Origin of the sequence: Pantoea sp. C2G6 (genome assembly GCF_051336815.1) — a bacterium.
Lineage (GTDB): Bacteria > Pseudomonadota > Gammaproteobacteria > Enterobacterales > Enterobacteriaceae > Pantoea.
In genome coordinates this window covers 74,580-92,429 of the sequence record NZ_JBGMNJ010000015.1, presented here as the reverse complement: position 1 = coordinate 92,429, position 17,850 = coordinate 74,580, and the positions used below count along the sequence as shown (strand labels likewise).

Sequence of the window (17,850 nt, the reverse complement as noted above, 5' to 3'; positions counted from 1 at the left end):
GAAATCGCGGGTTATTTCTTTGGCTACTTAATCAATATAAAGTTGTGTAGTTTTGCAGCGATATAACGCTGCCAGCTTCTCAAGCGTTTGTTTCTGTGGTTTTTTTCGTGACTCTAATTTCGATACGCCCGCCTGGGTGATACCTAATTGCCTGGCAACCTCTTCCTGTGACATTTCTCTGTGTAAGCGCCAGGCAACATGCAACGGAACCAACTGTCTGCGACTGATTTTCAATACATCATGGGGAATGAGGTCATCATCATCCGGGCCAGCTTTATAGGGAACAGACTCAAATGCCTCTTCTAAATGACTTTCAGCCATTAATTTATTAAATAATTCAATGGGAATAACAGCACCAGTGCGATTCCCGCGCTCATCGGTCAGGAACTGTATAGCATTCATGGGTAATGACTCCTTAAAGTGGCGGCAGGCCAGAGCACTGGTTATCCGCCGATGCGACTTACATGCGTTTTTTCTGCCTGAAACAGAGTAGAGAGGTTAGCCAGGCGGGTTGCCCCTGCCTTCCCGTTAGCGCTTTTTGTAAGTGGTCGATGTTCTTCTCAACACTTCCAGAATCTCTATCACCACCGGCTGCCCTTTTTCTATCCGCCAGAGAACGCGATAGCTACCCACCACCAGCTTCATGCGCTTCTCTTTATCATCAGTCAGTTTTTCAACTTTCAGATGGGCAATGTTGGGCCAGTCAGCCAGCGCTTCCACCGACTCCTCAATAGCATCACCCTCTTTCTGAGGCAGCCTAAAAAGCTGCTTTGATGCCTTTTTCGACCAGTTTATTTCTGGCATCTTTCACCTCTCCCTGGTGTTAAAGAATGGCCTCCGCTGATTACGCCTTAACCCTAACTTAATTTAGTCATTGTTTCCATAGAACAGTTATAAAATGGGGTTTTTAGTTATAAACCCATGACTATTTTCTGATCAGCCTCTTTCCTGACGTAAAAAAGCCGCCTTCTGTGAAGGCGGCTTTCATTATGCTTGCTGAGGGCGCTCTGCGTTCAGGCTCACCGGGCACTCAGCCCGCGAAAAGCGCTCGCAGCATCTGCGGCACCGCGTCTTCAGCATTCGAGCCAATCACCTCCAGCTCGGGTAAGGTATCTTTCAGCCGCTGATGGGCGTTCTGCATGATATAACCCTTACCCGCCATGCTCAGCATCTCCACATCATTCATGCCGTCGCCAAAGGCGATACAGTTTTGCAGCGTATAACCCAGCTGCTTCGCCACCGCTTCCAGCGCATGCCCTTTCGACACGCCGCCCGCCATCACTTCCAGGCAGGTTGGAAGTGAGAAGCTGACGTTAACCCGATCGCCCCAGCGCGCTTCAATCGCCTGCTCCATCGGGATCAGATGCGCAGGATCTTCACAGGTGAAAAAGACTTTGCTGATGTTATCGGTGGGCAGCAGGCCCGGCTCATAGACCTGGTAGTTAAACACCGACTCGCGGAAGTAGTCTGTCTCGGCCGGACTGGCGCGGCTGATAAACCACTCATCGTCACGGTAGACGTGCGTCAGGATCTCGGGATGATGATATTGCAGACCAAACAGATCGCTGGCGATATCGGCGTCCAGATTGTGACTGAAAACCAGCTCGCCTCCGGCGTCGTGTACCCGCGCGCCGTTTGAGGTAATCATGTAGGCCGGAATCGCCAGGCTGTCGCGCATCTGTCCGACATCAATATGGTGGCGGCCAGTGGCAAAAATGAAATGAACATCTCTGGCCACCAGCTGTTGCAGCGTTTCACGCGCAAAAGGAGTCAGGCGATGTTCGGGAGAAAGCAGCGTGCCATCCAGATCGGATGCAACGATATGATGCATGAAAACCTCAGTTCCTGGGTTCAGCCGGCCACAGCCGGTCAGATAAGTTAGGTCAGTGATGCGCCGAAAAAAAGTCGACCACTGCATTGAGCGCTTCGGCACGCATGTCATCTTTTTCAAACAGGATCTCATGACGCGCACCCTTGATCACCCGTGGCTTGTTGCCTTCACACGGATGACCCGCCGCGGCCATCGCGGCACAAAACAGGTCCTGCGAGCGATTATCGACCACCCGATCATCGCTGGCCTGAAGCAGCAGCAGCGGCGTGGTGATTTTATCGACCTGACTGATGATGCTGCGACCCGCATGAATGCCTTCGCGCACCCAGTGATAGGTCGGGCCACCGACGCGAATCGCCGGATCGTCGGCATAAAAACGCAGGTTACGCCGGTAACGCTCGGCGCTGTGCGTCAGCCGGTTGATGCCAAACGGATGCGCGCGCCAGCGTCCGGTGCCCAGCGCATAGCCGTCGCGTAAAGCCGGGCGCTTCTCCGCCCAGTCGAGAATGCGATGAGCCAGAAAAGAGGGCAACGGCAACGCGATACCAAACATCGGGGCCACCAGGGCTGCCGCGTGAAAAGCCTGCGGCTGACGCGCCAGGAACAGCGTTAAAATCGCGCCGCCCATGGAGTGCGCCAGCGCATAACGCTGCTGATAGTGACCGCTGACAATCTCTTTCAGATAGAGCGTTTCAAGATCCTCGACGTAATCGGTGAACTCCGCCACGTGACCGCGGTGTGAATCCTCCAGCAGCCGATCGGAACGCCCCTGACCGCGATGATCGAGGATCACCACATCAAATCCGCAGTGGAACAGATCGTACGCCAGCTCAGGATATTTTATGTAACTCTCGATGCGTCCCGGCACAATCAGGATCACACGCTTGTGTTGCGGCGATGTGAAACGAACGTAACGCAGCGTCAGATTACCGACGCCGGTAAACTCGCACTCTTCACGACGATGCCAGAAGTCGAGCAGCGGTCCGGTGGCGAAGGCAGCAAAGGCTTTTTCTCGTCGCAGCCAACTGGCTTTGTGGTGATTCATTCGCCCTCCTGATGACCGGAAAAAAGAGTCTTTAACGCCATGCGCAGACCATAGCGCCGCGCTTATTTCTGGCGTATTGTGTCACATTTCCGCCACTAAAGAGAGCGCAACCCATGACCATCGAATGGTGGCTGACCTATCTGCTGACCACCACAATTCTTAGCCTGTCGCCCGGCTCCGGCGCGATCAACACCATGAGTACCGGCATCAGTCACGGCTATCGCGGCACGGTCGCCTCTATCTCCGGTTTGCAGGTCGGACTGGCGCTGCATATCGTGCTGGTCGGCATCGGCCTCGGCGCGCTCTTTTCGCAGTCGCTGCTGGCGTTTGAAATTCTGAAATGGGCCGGTGCCGCCTATCTGGTCTGGCTGGGTATTCAGCAGTGGCGCTCTGCGGGCGGCATCGATCTCGATGCGGTCGCCAGAGCGATGCCGCGTCGTCGCCTGTTTAAGCGCGCGGTGCTGGTTAATCTGACCAACCCGAAAAGCATCGTCTTTCTGGCGGCGCTGTTCCCGCAGTTTATCCAGCCGCACCAGCCGCTGTTTATGCAGTATCTGGTGCTGGGCGTCACCACCATTGTGGTCGATATTGTGGTGATGATTGGCTACGCCACCCTGGCGACGCGAATTGCTGGCTGGATTAAAGGTCCGAAGCAGATGAAGTTAATGAACCGTATTTTTGGCGGGCTGTTTATGGCGGTGGGCGCACTGCTGGCCAGCGCCAGAAAGATCGCTTAAGCCCTGTTGCGCCAGTGTCACTGCGAAAGCTGGCGCAACAGGTTGCTCTACCCTCTGCTGCTTTTCAGCGGCAGCGGGCGCAGCACAACGATGCCCGGTTTCAGGCGCATATAGTCGCTGAACGGCGCATCGACAACCTGACGGCTGGCGGCCAGCGAAGAGGCGTTTCTGAACCAGAGCTGGCCATCATGCCGGACGGCAATCCCCACGTGCGACACATCCAGACCCTCCGCCGGGCTGTAAACGCCCACATAGTCACCATTTTCAATCCGATCCAGAACCTGGCGGGTGATCGCCGAAGCGGGGATATAGGTGATACTGCGTGAAACCACCCTCAGGCCCGGCACATAGACTATGCCATCCGCTTTACGGTTGAGCTGCTTCACCACCCTGACCACCCGCGGGCTGAGGCTGCGGGTAACGTCATCCGCGTTACGCGGGCTCTCCGCGAACCAGTCTGAGAAAAAGTGGCGGCGCGTCAGATAGCTGACCTCTTCCTCAACGTAGCGGGTGCGAATCAGGTTAGCCTGGAAGCTCGCCCTGTCGTGGCTGCGGCTCAGCGCCTGAACGTAATCAATCAGCGTATAACAGTCGACGCCGCTGAAGTTCATCACCAGCGCTTCCGGGGTGTCGGGGGAGCCGATCAGGGTATCCGCCTGATAGGGCGTACCGAGAAACGCGGCTGAGATCTGGCTGATCTTCTCTCCCTGCGGCATGTCAGGTTTCGACGCCAGCTCTGCCATTATCCGGGTCACTTTGTCCGCCGCTGGCGGCTGAGCCGTGGCAGCAGAAGGCGCAGCCGTGGGCACGGGTGGGGTGCAGCCGCTGAGCAGCGCGGCCAGCAGTAACGTTAATAGCGTTTTAAAGCGCATCATCCTCTCCATGAAAAATTGTCCTTCGCCCTGACCTTACCGGAGGTGATGGTTTCATTGATTAACCAATGGTGACTATTTAGCTGCGGTTGCAGCTGACCGGCGTCAGCAGGCGCAGAATGTGACAGACATCACACTCATCACGCTTCAGCGGCGGGAAAGGAGAGGTGCAGAGGAGAAGGAGCGCAGTGCGCGCTCCTGTTTCGAAGAGAAGCCGTTAGCGCGAAATAATCAGATGGATACCAAAACCGGCGAACAGCACGCCCGCCACCCCATCGACCCATTTTGCCAGTCGCTGATATTTAGCCCGCATCCACGGCAGCGCGAAGATGGCTGTCACCAGGGTAAACCAGGCAAAGGTCTCACCGAGCATCAGCATAAACAGACCCCAGCGCTCCACGGCACCCACATCATCACCGACAAACAGCGAGAAGACGCTGCCGAAGTAGATGATCGCTTTCGGATTAGAGAGGTTGGTCAGCAGCCCCTTGAGAAAGGTCATGCCGCGTTTCGGCAGCTCCACGACCGGCTCCTCCTGCTGCGGCTGTTTGTGCCGCTGGCGGGCTGAACAGAGCAACTGCCAGCCCATCCACAGCAGATAGAGTCCGCCGCCGACCATAATGATCTGATGCAGCCAGGCCATTTTTTGCAGGATCAGATGCAGCCCCATCAGCGCGACACCCGCCCAGACGGCCACCCCGAGCGTAATCCCCAGCACGCCCATCATCGCCTCTTTGCGCGAACGGCTGGCGGCGATTTGTGAAACAAAAAAGAAGTCGGGGCCGGGGCTCATCAGCGCCACCAGATGCACCAGCGCCACAGTTGCGAATAATATCAGCATGATCAATGTCCTTTACTCTTCATCAAGATGCTCTTTGATCATCACCAGGAAAGGTTTACCAAAGCGCTCCAGTTTGCGGTGACCGACGCCATTGACGCTCAGCATCTCTGACGCGCTCACCGGCATCTGCTCCGCCATCTCTATCAGCGTGGCGTCATTAAAGACCACGTAAGGCGGAATGTTCTCTTCATCGGCGATCGCTTTGCGCAGCTTACGCAGCTTGGCAAACAGTTTGCGATCGTAGTTGCCAGCGTGAAACTTCGCCGGCCCGCTGCTCTTCGGCTTCACGGTGACCAGTCGCGGTACCGCCAGCATCAGCGGCACTTCACCGCGCAACACCGGCCGCGCCGCCTCGGTCAGTTGCAGCGCCGAATGCATTGCAATATTTTGCGTCACCAGACCCAGATGGATCAGTTGACGTAACACGCTCACCCAATGTTCGTGGCTCTGGTCTTTGCCCAGCCCATAGACCGGCAGTTTGTCATGGCCCTGTTCCCGGATGCGCTGATTGTTGGCCCCGCGCAGCACTTCCACGATATAACCCATGCCGAAACGCTGACCCACGCGGTAGATGCCGGAAAGCGCTTTTTGCGCTTCGACCAGGCCATCATAGCGCTTAGGCGGATCGAGACAGATGTCGCAGTTGTCGCACGGCTGCTGACGACCCTCACCGAAATAGTTGAGCAGCACCAGACGGCGGCAGGTCTGCGCTTCGGCAAACGCGCCCATGGCGTTGAGCTTGTGGCGCTCAATATCCTGGAGCGGACCGGGGACTTTCTCTTCCAGACATTTACGCAGCCAGGCCATATCCGCCGGATCGTAAAGCATCATCGCCTCAGCGGGCAGACCATCACGTCCGGCACGCCCGGTTTCCTGATAGTAGGACTCGATGTTACGCGGAATATCGAAGTGAACCACAAACCGCACGTTGGGTTTGTTGATGCCCATACCAAAGGCGACCGTCGCCACCACGATTTGCAGATCGTCCCGCTGGAAAGCTTCCTGCACCCGGGCGCGCTGTTCGCTGTCGATACCGGCGTGATACGCCCCGACGCTGAAGCCACGGCTTTGCAATCGGGCGGCGGTATCTTCCACTTTCGCCCGACTGTTGCAGTAAATAATGCCGCATTTACCGCGCTGATCCTGCACGTAGCGCAGCAGCTGATCGGTAGGTTTGAATTTTTCGACCAGCGTGTAGCGGATATTGGGACGATCAAAACTGCTGATCTGGATCAGCGGGTCCCGCATATGCAGCAGGTTAACGATGTCGTTGCGGGTGGTTTCATCCGCGGTAGCGGTCAGCGCCATCACCGGCAGCTCCGGGAAACGCTGACGCATCTGTCCGAGCGCGCCATATTCCGGGCGGAAATCGTGGCCCCACTGGGAAATACAGTGCGCTTCGTCCACCGCCAGCATCGTCGGCTGCCAGTACGCCAGATTTTCCAGGAAGTTATCCATCATCAGGCGTTCAGGCGCGATATAGAGCAGCTTCACCCGGCCGGTGCGACAATCCGCCATCACCGCCTGCTGCTGTTCACGTGTCATGGTGGAGTTGAGACAGGCCGCCGCCACGCCGTTGGCCAGCAGCTGGTCCACCTGATCTTTCATCAGCGAGATCAGCGGCGACACCACCAGCGTCAGCCCCTCGCGCACCAGCGCCGGGATCTGATAGCAGAGCGATTTCCCACCGCCGGTGGGCATGACCACCAGACAGTCGCGCCCGCTCAGCGCCTGATTGATGATCGTCTGCTGACCGGGACGAAACTGCTGATAGCCGAAGGTATCCTGCAATACCTGCTGCGCCAGCGCTTCCTGATTAAGAACTGCCGAGGTTGCCACTCTATTCCTGTCTTACGTTATTGATTAGAACAAGTCGTTAAGCGTTACGCCCACACCCAGCCGCGTCTGACGATGGTTGTAATCGATCAGAGATTCGCCGTAGCCGCTGAATAGCTGAGTATAGAAGCGAACATGCTCGGTGATCGGATAGCTCCAGCCCAGGGTCGCGCCGCCATAACCGCTGTTCCAGTTATAGTTGCCCTCTACGCTGAAGATATTGTCGCCGGCCATATACCCGAATTTAGCCCGGTAGTAGCCCATATATTTGGTAATATCGGGATTATCATCGTTATTTTCGTTTTCGGGCAGGCGATACCAGGGTTTGATCTCCGCCAGAAAATTACCGTTCTCCGCCATCAGACGGGCATAGACGCGGTTCCAGCTGCGCGAGGTGGGATCGCTGCGGCCATTGGATTGATGGTTCAGACCCACTTCAACATCACGCAGCGTCCAGCCCGCGAACGAGTAATCGGTCGCCCAGCCAAGAAAAATCTGCGGCTCGTAGTTGGTTTCACGGAACGGCGAGGATTCGCTCTGGTTCGACAGCTGCCACCAGGAGCGCTGGGTATAAGAGGCGGCCAGCACCGAATTGTCACCCAGAATACCGCGCCACAGCGGAAATGCCAGGCTGAGCTGGAATTTCACTTCATCTTTACGGGCATTTTTCCCCCAGTTATAGGAAGAGATCGCCTCTTTATCGATGTCGCTGGTATAGGTGTAGAGCAGATAGTTGTTCTCGTAAGGATAGAGAACAAAAGGGTTATCGTGCTTCTCCAGCAGATTGGCGATGATGCTGCCACGTACCTGTGGCGTGTCATGAACCTCTTTAATCTGAGCTTCATCTGCCTGCGCCAGGGCAGGAAAGATCAACATAGCCGCCAGCAAGGCGCGATGCTTACGCATAGAATTCTCCGGTGAGCGCTGCGTACTAAATATCCGAAAGGGTGTCGTCAAAAGCAGGCCATTCTACACACAAATGGCAGTGAGCATGAGTGCTGATTTCTTAAACTGGAAACCCCCTCGCGAGCGGCATAGAATACACAACTCATTAACGTTCCGCGCCCCTCTGGCCCGATTTTTTCAGGACACCTCATCATGTCATCACTGGTGCTGACTCAGCAGGAAGCTCGCCATCTGGTCGGCGAAATTTTCGTTTATCACATGCCGTTTAACCAGGCGTTAGGGCTGGAACTGCTGCGCCTTGATGCCGACTATGCCGAAATCAGTTTTGCTAACAAAACCATGCTGGTGGGCAACCAGGCGCAGCAGATTCTGCACGGCGGGGTGATCGCCTCGGTGCTGGACGTGGCGGCGGGTATGGTCTGCGTCAGTAATGCCCTGACGCGCCAGGAGAGTATCAGCGAAGCGGAGCTGCGCCAGCGGCTGTCGCGCATGGGCACCATCGATATGCGCGTCGACTATCTGCGCCCCGGACGCGGCGAACGTTTCACCGCCACCAGCAGCCTGCTGCGCGCCGGTAATAAAGTCGCGGTCGCCCGCGTCGAACTGCACAACCAACAGGGCGACTATATCGCCACGGCAACCGCCACCTATCTGATCGGCTGATGACGCCTTTAACGGACTGAATATGGATACGCAACAGACTCGCCAGGGCGTTGGTTTTGCGCTGGGTGCTTACTTTATCTGGGGCATCGCCCCGGCTTATTTCAAGCTGGTTAAGCAGGTTCCGGCCACGGAAATCATGACACACCGGGTAATCTGGTCGGCGCTGTTTATGCTGCTGCTGATCACCCTGAGCCGCAGCTGGCCCGGCGTGCGCAGTGTGTTACGCCAGCCCAAAAAGGTGCTGCTGCTGGCGCTGACCGCGATCACTATCGGCGGCAACTGGCTGCTGTTTATCTGGGCGGTGAACAATCAGCACATGCTGGAAGCCAGCCTCGGCTACTTTATTAACCCACTGATCAACGTGGTGTTCGGCATGCTGTTTCTGCGCGAGCGGTTCCGCCGGTTGCAGTGGCTGGCGGTGCTACTGGCCACGCTGGGTGTGCTGGTGCAGCTCTGGAAGTTTGGCTCGCTGCCGGTGATTGCGCTGGGGCTGGCGCTGAGTTTTGCCCTCTATGGCCTGGTGCGTAAAAAGATTCAGGTCGATGCGCAGAGCGGGATGCTGATTGAGACCCTATGGCTGTTTCCGCTGGCGGCGATCTATCTGTTTGGCTTTGCCGACAGCGCCACCAGCCACTTAGCGGCTAACCCGCTGAGCCTCAATCTGAAGCTGGTCGCGGCGGGGATCGTTACCACCATTCCGCTGATGCTGTTCGCCGCCGCCTGTAGCCGCCTGCGCCTCTCCACCGTCGGCTTCTTTCAGTATCTCGGACCGACACTGATGTTTATCCTGGCGGTCGCCTTTTACGGGGAAACCATCACGCCAGACAAGATGGTGACGTTTGGCTTTATCTGGCTGGCGCTGCTGGTGTTTGTCTGCGATGCGGTGGCGTTTTCATTCCGCGCCCGTGCCCGTGCGCGCATAGCGTGAGATAAAACGCGCCATCGCCGGGCCGGTCAGCAGGATGGTAAAGAGGCGCAGAGTCTGTAGCGCCATCACAAAGGCGATGTTCACCTGGCTTCCCGCCGCGATGATCGCCACCGTGTCCAGCCCGCCTGGACTGGTGGCGAGATAGGCGGTCATCAGATCAATATCCAGCACCCGCGTCAGCATCCACGCCAGCCCGCCACACAGCAGCATCAGCCCGAAGATCGAGGCCAGCATCTGCGGCAGCGTGCGCCAGGCCAGCAGAAAAATGGGCCGGGTAAAACGGAGCCCCACGCTCCAGCCAATCAGCGCATAGGCCAGCGCCAGCAGCCATTCCGGCACCTGTAACAGCGCCACACCACTGCTGTTCAGCGCCGCGCCCGCCAGCGCCGGCAGCAGCAGCGCGCCGGAAGGGATGCGCAGCCGGGTGCCGAGCCACGCGCCCGCCAGCATCACCCCCAGCGTGATCGCAAAGCCGCGATTCAGCGGCGGGAACCAGAGCAGCGAAGCGCTGTGCGCCCCCTCGTCCAGCCCGATACGCGCCACCAGCGCGGCCGCCGACGCGACAAACAGCACCCGCAGATACTGCATAAAGGCCACCAGCCGCACGTCAGCGCCAAAGTCGCCGGCCATCGCCACCATCGCCGACGCGCCGCCCGGCGACGATCCCCACGCGCCGGTCGGGCCAGGCAGCTGACTGAATCGCACCAGCAGAAAGCCGGAGAGACCGCTGGCCGCCAGCGTCAGCAGCAACACCGCCAGCACGATCGGCCACTCCTGAATCAGCGGCGTCAGAATCGAAGGCGACAGGCTCTGGGCTATCATGCAGCCCAGCACCGCCTGCGCCAGCAGAAACAGCCGTTTATCAATGCGCAGCGTGGCGCCTGACAGCCCCATCACTACACCCACTATCATCGGCCCCAGCAACAGTGCGGCAGGCACATAAAAATAGTGCAGCACCGCGCCCAGCAGCACCGAACTCAACAGCAGCAGCGTCCACTGCGCGCGCAAAGAGAAAGCGTCCATAAGAAGTTAATTTTTTGTAAAAACGGAGAGGTCAGATTACGCAGAAACGGAGACGGGAGCCAGCAAAACGGGCCATTTGCCGATGGCCCGCATGTTTTTATAACCAGTTTTTACGCTTAAAGTAGAGATAAGGTGCCAGGCCAGCCAGGATCATCAGGCCGATAGCCGCCGGATAGCCAAAGCTCCACTTCAGTTCCGGCATAAACTCAAAGTTCATGCCGTAGCTGGACGCCACCAGCGTTGGCGGCAGAAACACCACCGAGACCACCGAGAAGATCTTGATGATGCGGTTCTGCTCAATGTTGATAAAGCCCATTGCCGCCTGCATCAGGAAGTTCACCTTCTGGAACAGCGACTCGTTGTGGGGCAGCAGCGATTCGATGTCGCGCAGGATCTCCCGCGCCTGCTCCAGCTGATTGCCCGGCAGGCGCGCTTTTCGCACCAGGAAGTTCAGGGCGCGCTGGGTATCCATCAGACAGAGACGCACTTTCCAGCCAATATCTTCCAGCTCGGCTAAGCGTGACAGCGCCAGATCGTACTCTTCACCCTGCTGTCCTTCCATGATCACCCGGCTGAGTTTCTCCAGCGCGCTGTAGATGTTCTCAATCTCATCCGCCAGCTGTTCAATTTTGGTTTCAAACAGGTCGAGCAGCAGCTCGAACGCATTGCCATCGATCAGGGTCTGGTTACGGGCGCGCATCCGGTAGAGGCGAAAGGCGGGCAGCTCACGTTCGCGCAGCGTGTAGAGACGATCTTCACGGATGGTGAACGCCACGGTGGAGTTACCGGCGTGATCGTCAGCATCTTCATAAAAGAAGAAGGAGTGAATATGCAGGCCATCTTCATCTTCGAAGAAACGTGCTGAAGCCTCAATGTCTTCCAGTTCGGGCCGCGTCGCCAGGCTCTGGCCCAGCTCCGATTGCACCCGCTCACGCTCTCCCTCTTCCGGCTCGATCAGATCGACCCAGACGGAGGTGGTCAGTTTGTCGTTTTCGTCTTCCAGCTCCAGTCGCGTCAGGCGGCTGTGATCCAGTTTAAATGCGCTCAGCATAGCAATACTCCCCATTGCAGACTAAATGGGACAAGGCGGTCAGCCGTTCCTTTATAGGTAACGATCAGCCTGAACACGGAAACGGAGTTTCAAGGGTAAATCAGTGCTGACTCACGCGACGGGATAAAAAAGGGAGGTCGCGGATAACCCCTAAGGCTACCCGCGTAAAGAGGTAGCCTTAGATGTTATTCCTGGTATCCAGGTGACTGAGCCAGCATCGACTGGGCGTGTCCAAGGCATTGTCCTCTCATGATAATAGTGGGCGCATGTTACGCTGAGACGAAAAAGTCGTCAACCGCACACTAAAGGGTTTCCAGCTTCGCGTAAGCCGCGACTAACCACTTGATTCCCTGCCCCTGGAAAGCGACCTGAAGCCGGCTGTGTTCCCCGCTGCCTTCCAGATTAATGATGGTGCCTTCGCCAAATTTTGCGTGGTGAACACGCTGGCCCAGCGCGAATCCGCTGTCGTTTTTGCTCACCGGCGCACCCATGCGCTGATGGTTCACCGGACGGCTGACGCTGGCGCGCAGCCGCACCTCTTCGATGCACTCTTCAGGCAGCTCGCCGATAAAACGTGAAGGGCGGTGATACACTTCCTTACCATAGAGTCGGCGGGTTTCAGCGTAGGTCAGCGTCAGCTTGAGCATCGCACGGGTCACACCGACGTAAGCCAGTCGGCGCTCCTCTTCCAGACGGCCACCTTCATCCAGCGACATCTGGCTCGGGAACATTCCCTCTTCCATGCCGACGATAAACACCTGGCTGAACTCCAGCCCTTTGGCGGAGTGCAGCGTCATCAGCTGAACCGCATCCTGCCATTTGTCCGCCTGACCTTCGCCCGCTTCCAGCGCCGCATGGGATAAAAAGGCCTGAAGCGGCATCAGATCTTCATTTTCATCCTGATAGCTGAACTGGCGGGTCGCCGTCACCAGCTCCTCAAGGTTTTCGATCCGCGCCTGGCCCTTCTCCCCTTTCTCCTGCTCATACATCAGCCACAGACCGGAATCCTTGATCACCCGGTCCGTCTGGATATGCAGCGGCAGATCAGCAGTTTCGGTCGCCAGCGAGTCGACCAGCTCACAGAAGCGTTGCAGCGCCGACGCGGCCCGGCCAGCCAGCGCGCGACTTTGCAGCAGTTCGCGCGTGGCCTGCCAGAGCGTCATCTGACGTTCGCGTGCGGTCTGTCGCACCACGTCGAGTGTGCGATCGCCCACGCCGCGCGTCGGGGTATTCACCACGCGCTCAAACGCCGCGTCATCATTGCGGTTAGCCATCAGACGCAGATAGGCGAGCGCATCCTTGATCTCCTGACGTTCGAAGAAGCGCATACCGCCATAAATCCGGTAGGGCATACTGCTTTGCAGCAGCGCCTCTTCCAGCACGCGCGACTGGGCGTTGCTGCGATAGAGGATGGCGCAGTCATTCAGCGCGTTGCCGTTCTCCATCCAGCTCTTGATACGGCCGACCACAAAGCGCGCTTCATCCAGCTCATTAAAGGCGCAGTAGATGGAGATCGGTTCGCCGTCGCTGCCTTCGGTCCAGAGCTCTTTACCCAGACGGCCATTGTTGTTGGCGATCAGGGCGTTGGCTGACTTCAGAATGTTATTGGTCGAGCGGTAGTTTTGCTCCAGGCGGATGGTCTCCGCGCCAGGGAAATCGCGCAGGAAGCGCTGGATATTTTCGACCTGCGCCCCGCGCCAGCCATAAATCGACTGGTCATCATCACCCACGATAATCACCCGGCCGCTGTCGCCCGCCAGCATCCGAATCCAGGCGTACTGAATGTTGTTGGTATCCTGAAACTCATCCACCAGCACATTAGTGAAACGTTCACGGTAGTGATTGAGAATGTGCGGCTTGTTGAGCCACAGCTCGTGGGCGCGCAGCAGCAGCTCGGCGAAGTCGACTAAACCGGCGCGATCGCACGCTTCCTGATAGGCCTGATAGATGCGCAGCCAGGTCTGCTCAATCGGGTTGCCGTAGCTTTCGATATGCTGTGGACGCAGCCCTTCATCTTTTTTGCCGTTGATGTACCACATGCCCTGACGCGCAGGCCACTGCTTCTCATCGAGGTTCATCGATTTGATCAGGCGCTTCAGCAGACGCAGCTGATCTTCACTGTCGAGGATCTGAAAATCCTGCGGCAGATTGGCATCAAGGTGGTGGGCGCGCAATAAGCGGTGCGCCAGCCCGTGGAAGGTGCCGATCCACATGCCGCCCTGACTGGTGCCGATCAGCTGTTCAATGCGGTGACGCATCTCTGCCGCCGCTTTGTTGGTGAAGGTCACCGCCATAATCGAGTAAGGCGAACAGTTCTCCACCGACATCAGCCAGGCGATGCGGTGCACCAGCACCCGCGTTTTACCACTGCCCGCGCCTGCCAGCACCAGCAGGTTATTGCGCGGAGCCGCCACGGCAGCGCGCTGATTGTCATTCAAACCATCGAGCAGTTCAGAAACGTCCATAAGCACCGTTTACCAGAAAAAAAGCGTGGTCGTCGCCCGCGCGGTTGCGGCTGTTGTCAGGCAGGATCGCAGGAATCAGGCTGCGGGACAGAGGCCGGACGCGGCACGGCCGCAAAGCCGCAGAAGTGGCGACGACTGGATAAATTCACAGCCATTATAACAGTGAGGTGAGTGATGCCAACCGCGAAATTTCGACATGGGGTAACAGGCGCGCATCCGCAATCTGCATCAGGTTGCCCTGGCGCAGGTTAATCCAGCACGCCTGCATACCGCTGCGCAGCGAGCCCGCCACATCGGTGGTAAGGTCGTCGCCCACGTGCAGAATATGCTCAGGCGCGATCGCCAGCCGTTGCGCGGCGAGCTGATACATATCCTGCCACGGCTTGGCGCGCCCGTCCGGTCCGGCGCGCAGCGTGAAACGGAAGTAATCGGCAATGCCCATTTTTTCCGGGCAGGCGTTACCGTTAGTCACCGCCACCAGCGGCACTTTCTCCGCCAGCGCTTTCAGCGTCTGATGGGTCTCATCCGGCATCTCAACCTGGCTGCGCCACTGATGAAACACCGACATCACCTGCGCCGCGCCCGCGGTCGCTTCCGCCGCCGAGAGGCCAATATTCAGCATCGCCAGCTCGACCGAGCGGCGTCGCCACTCCGACACGTCGTGATAGATCTCCGGCTCGCGCTGTAACAGCTCATCGCGCAGCGCCTGATAATCCTGCGGCGTAAAGTCGCGCAGCGCCGGATGATAGGCCTGCAACGCGGCATGGGACTCCAGCGTGGTGCGGCGGATCACCGGGTAGTTATCGTAGAGCGTGTCATCAAGGTCGAAGGTGATGGCTTTAATGGCCGACAGCGGACGATAAAACTTCATTCGTTCTTTCCTCGTTTGGCGCGGGGATGCGCGGCGTCATACACCGAAGCCAGATGCTGGAAGTCGAGATGGGTGTAGATCTGGGTGGTCGAGAGATTCGCGTGTCCCAGCAGCTCCTGCACCGCGCGCAGATCGCCACTTGATTCCAGCAGGTGGGTGGCAAAAGAGTGTCGCAGCTTGTGCGGATGGATATGGCTGTTGACGCCCTGACGGATACCCCATTCAGCGAAGCGCTTCTGCACGCTGCGCGGCGAGATGCGGTTGCCGCGCGTCGAGAGGAACAGCGCGTCATCCTGACCACCAAAGGTGGCGCGCAGCGGCAGCCAGTGCTGGATCCAGGTCACTGCGGTGCGGCCAACCGGCACCCGGCGCTCTTTACTGCCCTTGCCCAGCACCCACACTTCACCGGAGTCGAGATCGACGTGGCGGCAATCCATATTGACCAGTTCCGAGAGACGCAAACCGCCGCCATACATCACTTCCAGCATCGCCCGGTCGCGCACCGCCAGCGGATCGTTAAGATCGATATCCAGCAGTTGATTGACTTCATCGACATCGATATTTTTCGGCAGGTGGCGCGCTTTACGCGGCGTCATCACCCCTTTGGCCGGATTGGCAGTGAGCAATCCCTGGCTCACCTGCCAGTCGAGAAAACTGCGCAGCGCCGAGAGGCGCAGCGCGAGGCTGCTGGCGGCGAGGCCCGCGCGGCGGCTGCGTGCCGCCATGCTGCGCACCTGCGCCGGTTCCAGCTGCGCCCAGCTGCTGAGCTTCATCTCATCCGCAATCGCCACCAGCGCCGTAAGCTGTCGCGCATAGCTGCTCTGGGTTAACGGACTGAGCTGACGCTCGACTTTGAGGTAGCGCAGAAATCCGTCGACGGCCTCCTGCAACAGGCGACTCATGCGCGTTCAACCCAGCGCGAGAGCAGATCCGGCATCATCTGGGACAGATGCTGTAGCAGCAGCGTCCCCATGCCAGACTGATAGTGCTGGCTGTCACGGCTGCTGAAGATCAGCACGCCAAGATCGCCCGCCTCGCCCATCAGCGACATCGCCACCGAACCGATCGCTTTGGCCTGGGGCAGCAGCAGCAGCAGTTCCGGTCCGTTGAGATTGCCAAGATAGTGATGCTGCTGACCAAAACGCTGAATGCGCAGCGGTTCAAACGCCTGGCGCGACAAACCGAGCTGGAAAAAGTCGGAGGGCGCGCCCAGCAGCCACTTATCACTGAACAGCCGCACGTTGGCACCCGCCAGGCCCAGCTCGCGCGCCCAGCGATGCAGACGATTGAGCATATCCTGGAGCGAATCCGCCGCGGCCAGATGACTTTCCAGCGACAGCAGGCGGTCAAACAGCTGGTGGTTGGCGCTGGCCTGCTCCATCAGCAGGGTGATCTCCTCCTCCAGCCGCTGGATATGATTGCGCTGCCGCGCCATATGCCACTCCACCAGCGACACGCTGCCGCGCACCGGATGCGGCACCACCATCTGTTCCACGGCGCGGGCGTTACGGATAAAGAAATCGGGATTCTGCCGCAGATACTCACTGACGGCCTGATCGTCCAGCAGGAGTGAACTGTCAGCCTGCTCTTCGATATTTTTCATAGATGAATAAACCCATCGTAGACATGTGTGGCAGGTCCGGTCATATAGAGCGGCTGACCGGCTCCTTTCCAGGCGATATGCAGCGTTCCGCCGGGCAGATCGACGCGGACTTTGTTCGCCAGAATGCCCTGCTGAATGCCACAGGCCACGGCTGCACAGGCACCGCTGCCGCACGCCTGGGTTTCACCCGCTCCGCGTTCATAGACGCGCAGGCGAATATGTTCGGGATTGATGATCTCCATGAAACCGACATTGACGCGATCCGGGAAGCGCTCATGGCTCTCCAGAATCGGGCCCAGCAGTTCAACCTGTGCGGTTTTCACGCTCTCAACCTGGATGACGCAGTGCGGATTACCCATCGACACCGCCCCCAGCATCACCGTCTGTTCGGCGACCCGCAGCAGGTAAAGATTCTCCGCTTTATTGGCGCGAAACGGCACCTGCTGCGGCTCAAAGTTCGGCTCGCCCATGTTGACGCGCACCTGGTCGTCAGGCGTCACGGTCAACACCATGCGGCCATTCTGGGTACTGACCCGGATGTCACTTTTATTGGTCAGCCCTTTCAGCTGAACAAAGCGGGCAAAGCAGCGCGCACCGTTACCGCACTGCGCCACTTCACTGCCATCGGCGTTAAAAATACGGTAGTGGAAATCGAGATCGGGATCGTAGGGCGGTTCAACAATCAGCAGCTGATCAAAACCGATCCCCAGATGACGATCGGCCAGCCGGCGGATCAACTCCGGCGAAAAAAAGACGTTTTGTGTCACCGCATCCACAACCATAAAATCGTTGCCGAGACCGTGCATTTTGGAGAACTGCATTTTTTGCTCCGCCGGATAAGCCATGAGATTAGTTCGCTTGCGCGCCTGAACTGCCGGTCACCAGTCCGCCAACGTCGGCTTTGGTGGCTTCCGCTTTCTGGCGTTCGGTCGGTGCCTGCTGCTTCTTCGGTTGTTCCTTTGGCGGGAAGTAGAGCGGCCCTTTCAGACCACAACCTGCAAGACTGGTCAGTGCCAGTGTCATGGCCAACAGGCTTATCACTTTCTTCATTCTTTATGCTCTTAATGTCCTTTACCTGGATGCTTATCATCGCAGTTGAAGGTGGAAAAGCAACAGGAAATCCCCGCAATTAGCGTGAGCAGAGTGACAGGCCGGGAAGATGGCAGCCACCTGCGCAT

20 protein-coding genes are annotated in these 17,850 nt (G+C 58.0%); 3 read left to right on the top strand and 17 right to left on the bottom strand.

The genetic code is table 11. The features are described from left to right. Positions 1–27: 27 nt before the first annotated feature. From ACCW71_RS17370 to pldB, 4 genes are all read right to left on the bottom strand, one after another. Complete coding sequence (locus tag ACCW71_RS17370) at positions 28–402, bottom strand: helix-turn-helix domain-containing protein (RefSeq protein WP_436373510.1); 375 nt, start codon at positions 400–402, stop codon at positions 28–30. Positions 403–528: 126 nt separating this feature from the next. Further along, a complete protein-coding gene (locus ACCW71_RS17365) occupies positions 529–804 on the bottom strand; it encodes a type II toxin-antitoxin system RelE family toxin (RefSeq protein ID WP_436373508.1) in 276 nt (91 codons plus the stop codon). A 226-nt stretch (positions 805–1,030) separates the two neighbouring features. Further along, a complete protein-coding gene (gene yigL, locus ACCW71_RS17360; RefSeq protein WP_436373507.1) occupies positions 1,031–1,831 on the bottom strand; it encodes a sugar/pyridoxal phosphate phosphatase YigL in 801 nt (266 codons plus the stop codon). Between the two features lie 52 nt (positions 1,832–1,883). Beyond that, the gene (pldB, locus tag ACCW71_RS17355; RefSeq protein ID WP_436373505.1) at positions 1,884–2,876 is read right to left on the bottom strand and encodes a lysophospholipase L2; all 993 of its coding nucleotides are present in this window, start codon (positions 2,874–2,876) and stop codon (positions 1,884–1,886) included. Positions 2,877–2,989: 113 nt separating this feature from the next. On the opposite strand from pldB, the gene rhtB reads away from it, so the two are divergent. Then, entirely contained in the window at positions 2,990–3,613 is a 624-nt protein-coding gene (gene rhtB, locus ACCW71_RS17350; RefSeq protein WP_436373504.1) for a homoserine/homoserine lactone efflux protein, read from the top strand. 47 nt (positions 3,614–3,660) lie between these two features. On the opposite strand, the gene ACCW71_RS17345 is transcribed toward rhtB, so the two are convergent. The 4 genes from ACCW71_RS17345 to pldA form a co-directional block, all read right to left on the bottom strand. Continuing rightward, positions 3,661–4,485, bottom strand: a complete 825-nt coding sequence (locus tag ACCW71_RS17345) for a DUF1460 domain-containing protein (protein ID WP_436373558.1) — start codon at positions 4,483–4,485, stop codon at positions 3,661–3,663. A gap of 217 nt (positions 4,486–4,702) precedes the next feature. Then, positions 4,703–5,326 carry a threonine export protein RhtC gene (gene rhtC, locus ACCW71_RS17340; protein ID WP_436373502.1) on the bottom strand — a complete coding sequence of 208 codons (624 nt, stop codon included), beginning with the start codon at positions 5,324–5,326 and terminating at the stop codon, positions 4,703–4,705. 12 nt (positions 5,327–5,338) lie between these two features. Next, a complete protein-coding gene (gene recQ / locus ACCW71_RS17335) occupies positions 5,339–7,165 on the bottom strand; it encodes an ATP-dependent DNA helicase RecQ (RefSeq protein ID WP_436373501.1) in 1,827 nt (608 codons plus the stop codon). A gap of 24 nt (positions 7,166–7,189) precedes the next feature. Next, entirely contained in the window at positions 7,190–8,068 is an 879-nt protein-coding gene (pldA, locus tag ACCW71_RS17330) for a phospholipase A (protein ID WP_436373500.1), read from the bottom strand. A 192-nt stretch (positions 8,069–8,260) separates the two neighbouring features. Here pldA and ACCW71_RS17325 point away from each other — a divergent pair, with 192 nt between their 5' ends. Together ACCW71_RS17325 and rarD are read left to right on the top strand one after the other, a co-directional pair. Beyond that, positions 8,261–8,731, top strand: coding sequence for a thioesterase family protein (locus tag ACCW71_RS17325; RefSeq protein ID WP_436373499.1), 471 nt, complete (start codon positions 8,261–8,263; stop codon positions 8,729–8,731). 22 nt (positions 8,732–8,753) lie between these two features. Next, the gene (rarD, locus tag ACCW71_RS17320; protein WP_436373498.1) at positions 8,754–9,659 is read left to right on the top strand and encodes an EamA family transporter RarD; all 906 of its coding nucleotides are present in this window, start codon (positions 8,754–8,756) and stop codon (positions 9,657–9,659) included. Here the strand turns inward: rarD and ACCW71_RS17315 are convergent. From ACCW71_RS17315 to lptM, 9 genes are all read right to left on the bottom strand, one after another. Continuing rightward, a complete protein-coding gene (locus ACCW71_RS17315) occupies positions 9,624–10,682 on the bottom strand; it encodes an AbrB family transcriptional regulator (RefSeq protein WP_436373496.1) in 1,059 nt (352 codons plus the stop codon). The two genes, rarD and ACCW71_RS17315, sit on opposite strands and share 36 nt — an antisense overlap. A gap of 97 nt (positions 10,683–10,779) precedes the next feature. After that, positions 10,780–11,733 (bottom strand): magnesium/cobalt transporter CorA, encoded by a 954-nt coding sequence (gene corA / locus ACCW71_RS17310; protein ID WP_436373495.1) that lies wholly within the window; start codon positions 11,731–11,733, stop codon positions 10,780–10,782. 178 nt (positions 11,734–11,911) lie between these two features. Continuing rightward, the gene (ysgD, locus tag ACCW71_RS17305) at positions 11,912–11,968 is read right to left on the bottom strand and encodes a YsgD/CorL family protein (protein ID WP_436373557.1); all 57 of its coding nucleotides are present in this window, start codon (positions 11,966–11,968) and stop codon (positions 11,912–11,914) included. A gap of 67 nt (positions 11,969–12,035) precedes the next feature. Next, positions 12,036–14,198, bottom strand: a complete 2,163-nt coding sequence (gene uvrD / locus ACCW71_RS17300) for a DNA helicase II (protein WP_436373494.1) — start codon at positions 14,196–14,198, stop codon at positions 12,036–12,038. A 154-nt stretch (positions 14,199–14,352) separates the two neighbouring features. Further along, positions 14,353–15,069 (bottom strand): 5-amino-6-(5-phospho-D-ribitylamino)uracil phosphatase YigB, encoded by a 717-nt coding sequence (gene yigB / locus ACCW71_RS17295; protein WP_436373492.1) that lies wholly within the window; start codon positions 15,067–15,069, stop codon positions 14,353–14,355. Further along, complete coding sequence (gene xerC / locus ACCW71_RS17290; protein ID WP_436373491.1) at positions 15,066–15,971, bottom strand: tyrosine recombinase XerC; 906 nt, start codon at positions 15,969–15,971, stop codon at positions 15,066–15,068. The genes yigB and xerC overlap by 4 nt, the downstream gene beginning before the upstream one ends. Further along, complete coding sequence (locus ACCW71_RS17285; protein WP_436373490.1) at positions 15,968–16,672, bottom strand: DUF484 domain-containing protein; 705 nt, start codon at positions 16,670–16,672, stop codon at positions 15,968–15,970. The genes xerC and ACCW71_RS17285 overlap by 4 nt, the downstream gene beginning before the upstream one ends. Continuing rightward, entirely contained in the window at positions 16,669–17,493 is an 825-nt protein-coding gene (gene dapF / locus ACCW71_RS17280; protein ID WP_436373488.1) for a diaminopimelate epimerase, read from the bottom strand. The genes ACCW71_RS17285 and dapF overlap by 4 nt, the downstream gene beginning before the upstream one ends. A 28-nt stretch (positions 17,494–17,521) precedes the next feature. Beyond that, positions 17,522–17,722, bottom strand: coding sequence for an LPS translocon maturation chaperone LptM (gene lptM, locus ACCW71_RS17275; RefSeq protein WP_436373486.1), 201 nt, complete (start codon positions 17,720–17,722; stop codon positions 17,522–17,524). Positions 17,723–17,850 lie beyond the last annotated feature (128 nt).

Coding starts and splice junctions, on each gene's coding strand:
- rarD (WP_436373498.1), top strand. CDS start 8,754: ATGGATACGCAACAGACTCGCCAGGGCGTTGGTTTTGCGCTGGGTGCT.
- ACCW71_RS17285 (WP_436373490.1), bottom strand. CDS start 16,672: ATGAAAAATATCGAAGAGCAGGCTGACAGTTCACTCCTGCTGGACGAT.
- xerC (WP_436373491.1), bottom strand. CDS start 15,971: ATGAGTCGCCTGTTGCAGGAGGCCGTCGACGGATTTCTGCGCTACCTC.
- corA (WP_436373495.1), bottom strand. CDS start 11,733: ATGCTGAGCGCATTTAAACTGGATCACAGCCGCCTGACGCGACTGGAG.
- dapF (WP_436373488.1), bottom strand. CDS start 17,493: ATGCAGTTCTCCAAAATGCACGGTCTCGGCAACGATTTTATGGTTGTG.
- ACCW71_RS17365 (WP_436373508.1), bottom strand. CDS start 804: ATGCCAGAAATAAACTGGTCGAAAAAGGCATCAAAGCAGCTTTTTAGG.
- ACCW71_RS17315 (WP_436373496.1), bottom strand. CDS start 10,682: ATGGACGCTTTCTCTTTGCGCGCGCAGTGGACGCTGCTGCTGTTGAGT.
- lptM (WP_436373486.1), bottom strand. CDS start 17,722: ATGAAGAAAGTGATAAGCCTGTTGGCCATGACACTGGCACTGACCAGT.
- ACCW71_RS17325 (WP_436373499.1), top strand. CDS start 8,261: ATGTCATCACTGGTGCTGACTCAGCAGGAAGCTCGCCATCTGGTCGGC.
- ACCW71_RS17370 (WP_436373510.1), bottom strand. CDS start 402: ATGAATGCTATACAGTTCCTGACCGATGAGCGCGGGAATCGCACTGGT.
- pldB (WP_436373505.1), bottom strand. CDS start 2,876: ATGAATCACCACAAAGCCAGTTGGCTGCGACGAGAAAAAGCCTTTGCT.
- ACCW71_RS17345 (WP_436373558.1), bottom strand. CDS start 4,485: ATGCGCTTTAAAACGCTATTAACGTTACTGCTGGCCGCGCTGCTCAGC.
- yigL (WP_436373507.1), bottom strand. CDS start 1,831: ATGCATCATATCGTTGCATCCGATCTGGATGGCACGCTGCTTTCTCCC.
- yigB (WP_436373492.1), bottom strand. CDS start 15,069: ATGAAGTTTTATCGTCCGCTGTCGGCCATTAAAGCCATCACCTTCGAC.
- rhtB (WP_436373504.1), top strand. CDS start 2,990: ATGACCATCGAATGGTGGCTGACCTATCTGCTGACCACCACAATTCTT.
- rhtC (WP_436373502.1), bottom strand. CDS start 5,326: ATGCTGATATTATTCGCAACTGTGGCGCTGGTGCATCTGGTGGCGCTG.
- pldA (WP_436373500.1), bottom strand. CDS start 8,068: ATGCGTAAGCATCGCGCCTTGCTGGCGGCTATGTTGATCTTTCCTGCC.
- uvrD (WP_436373494.1), bottom strand. CDS start 14,198: ATGGACGTTTCTGAACTGCTCGATGGTTTGAATGACAATCAGCGCGCT.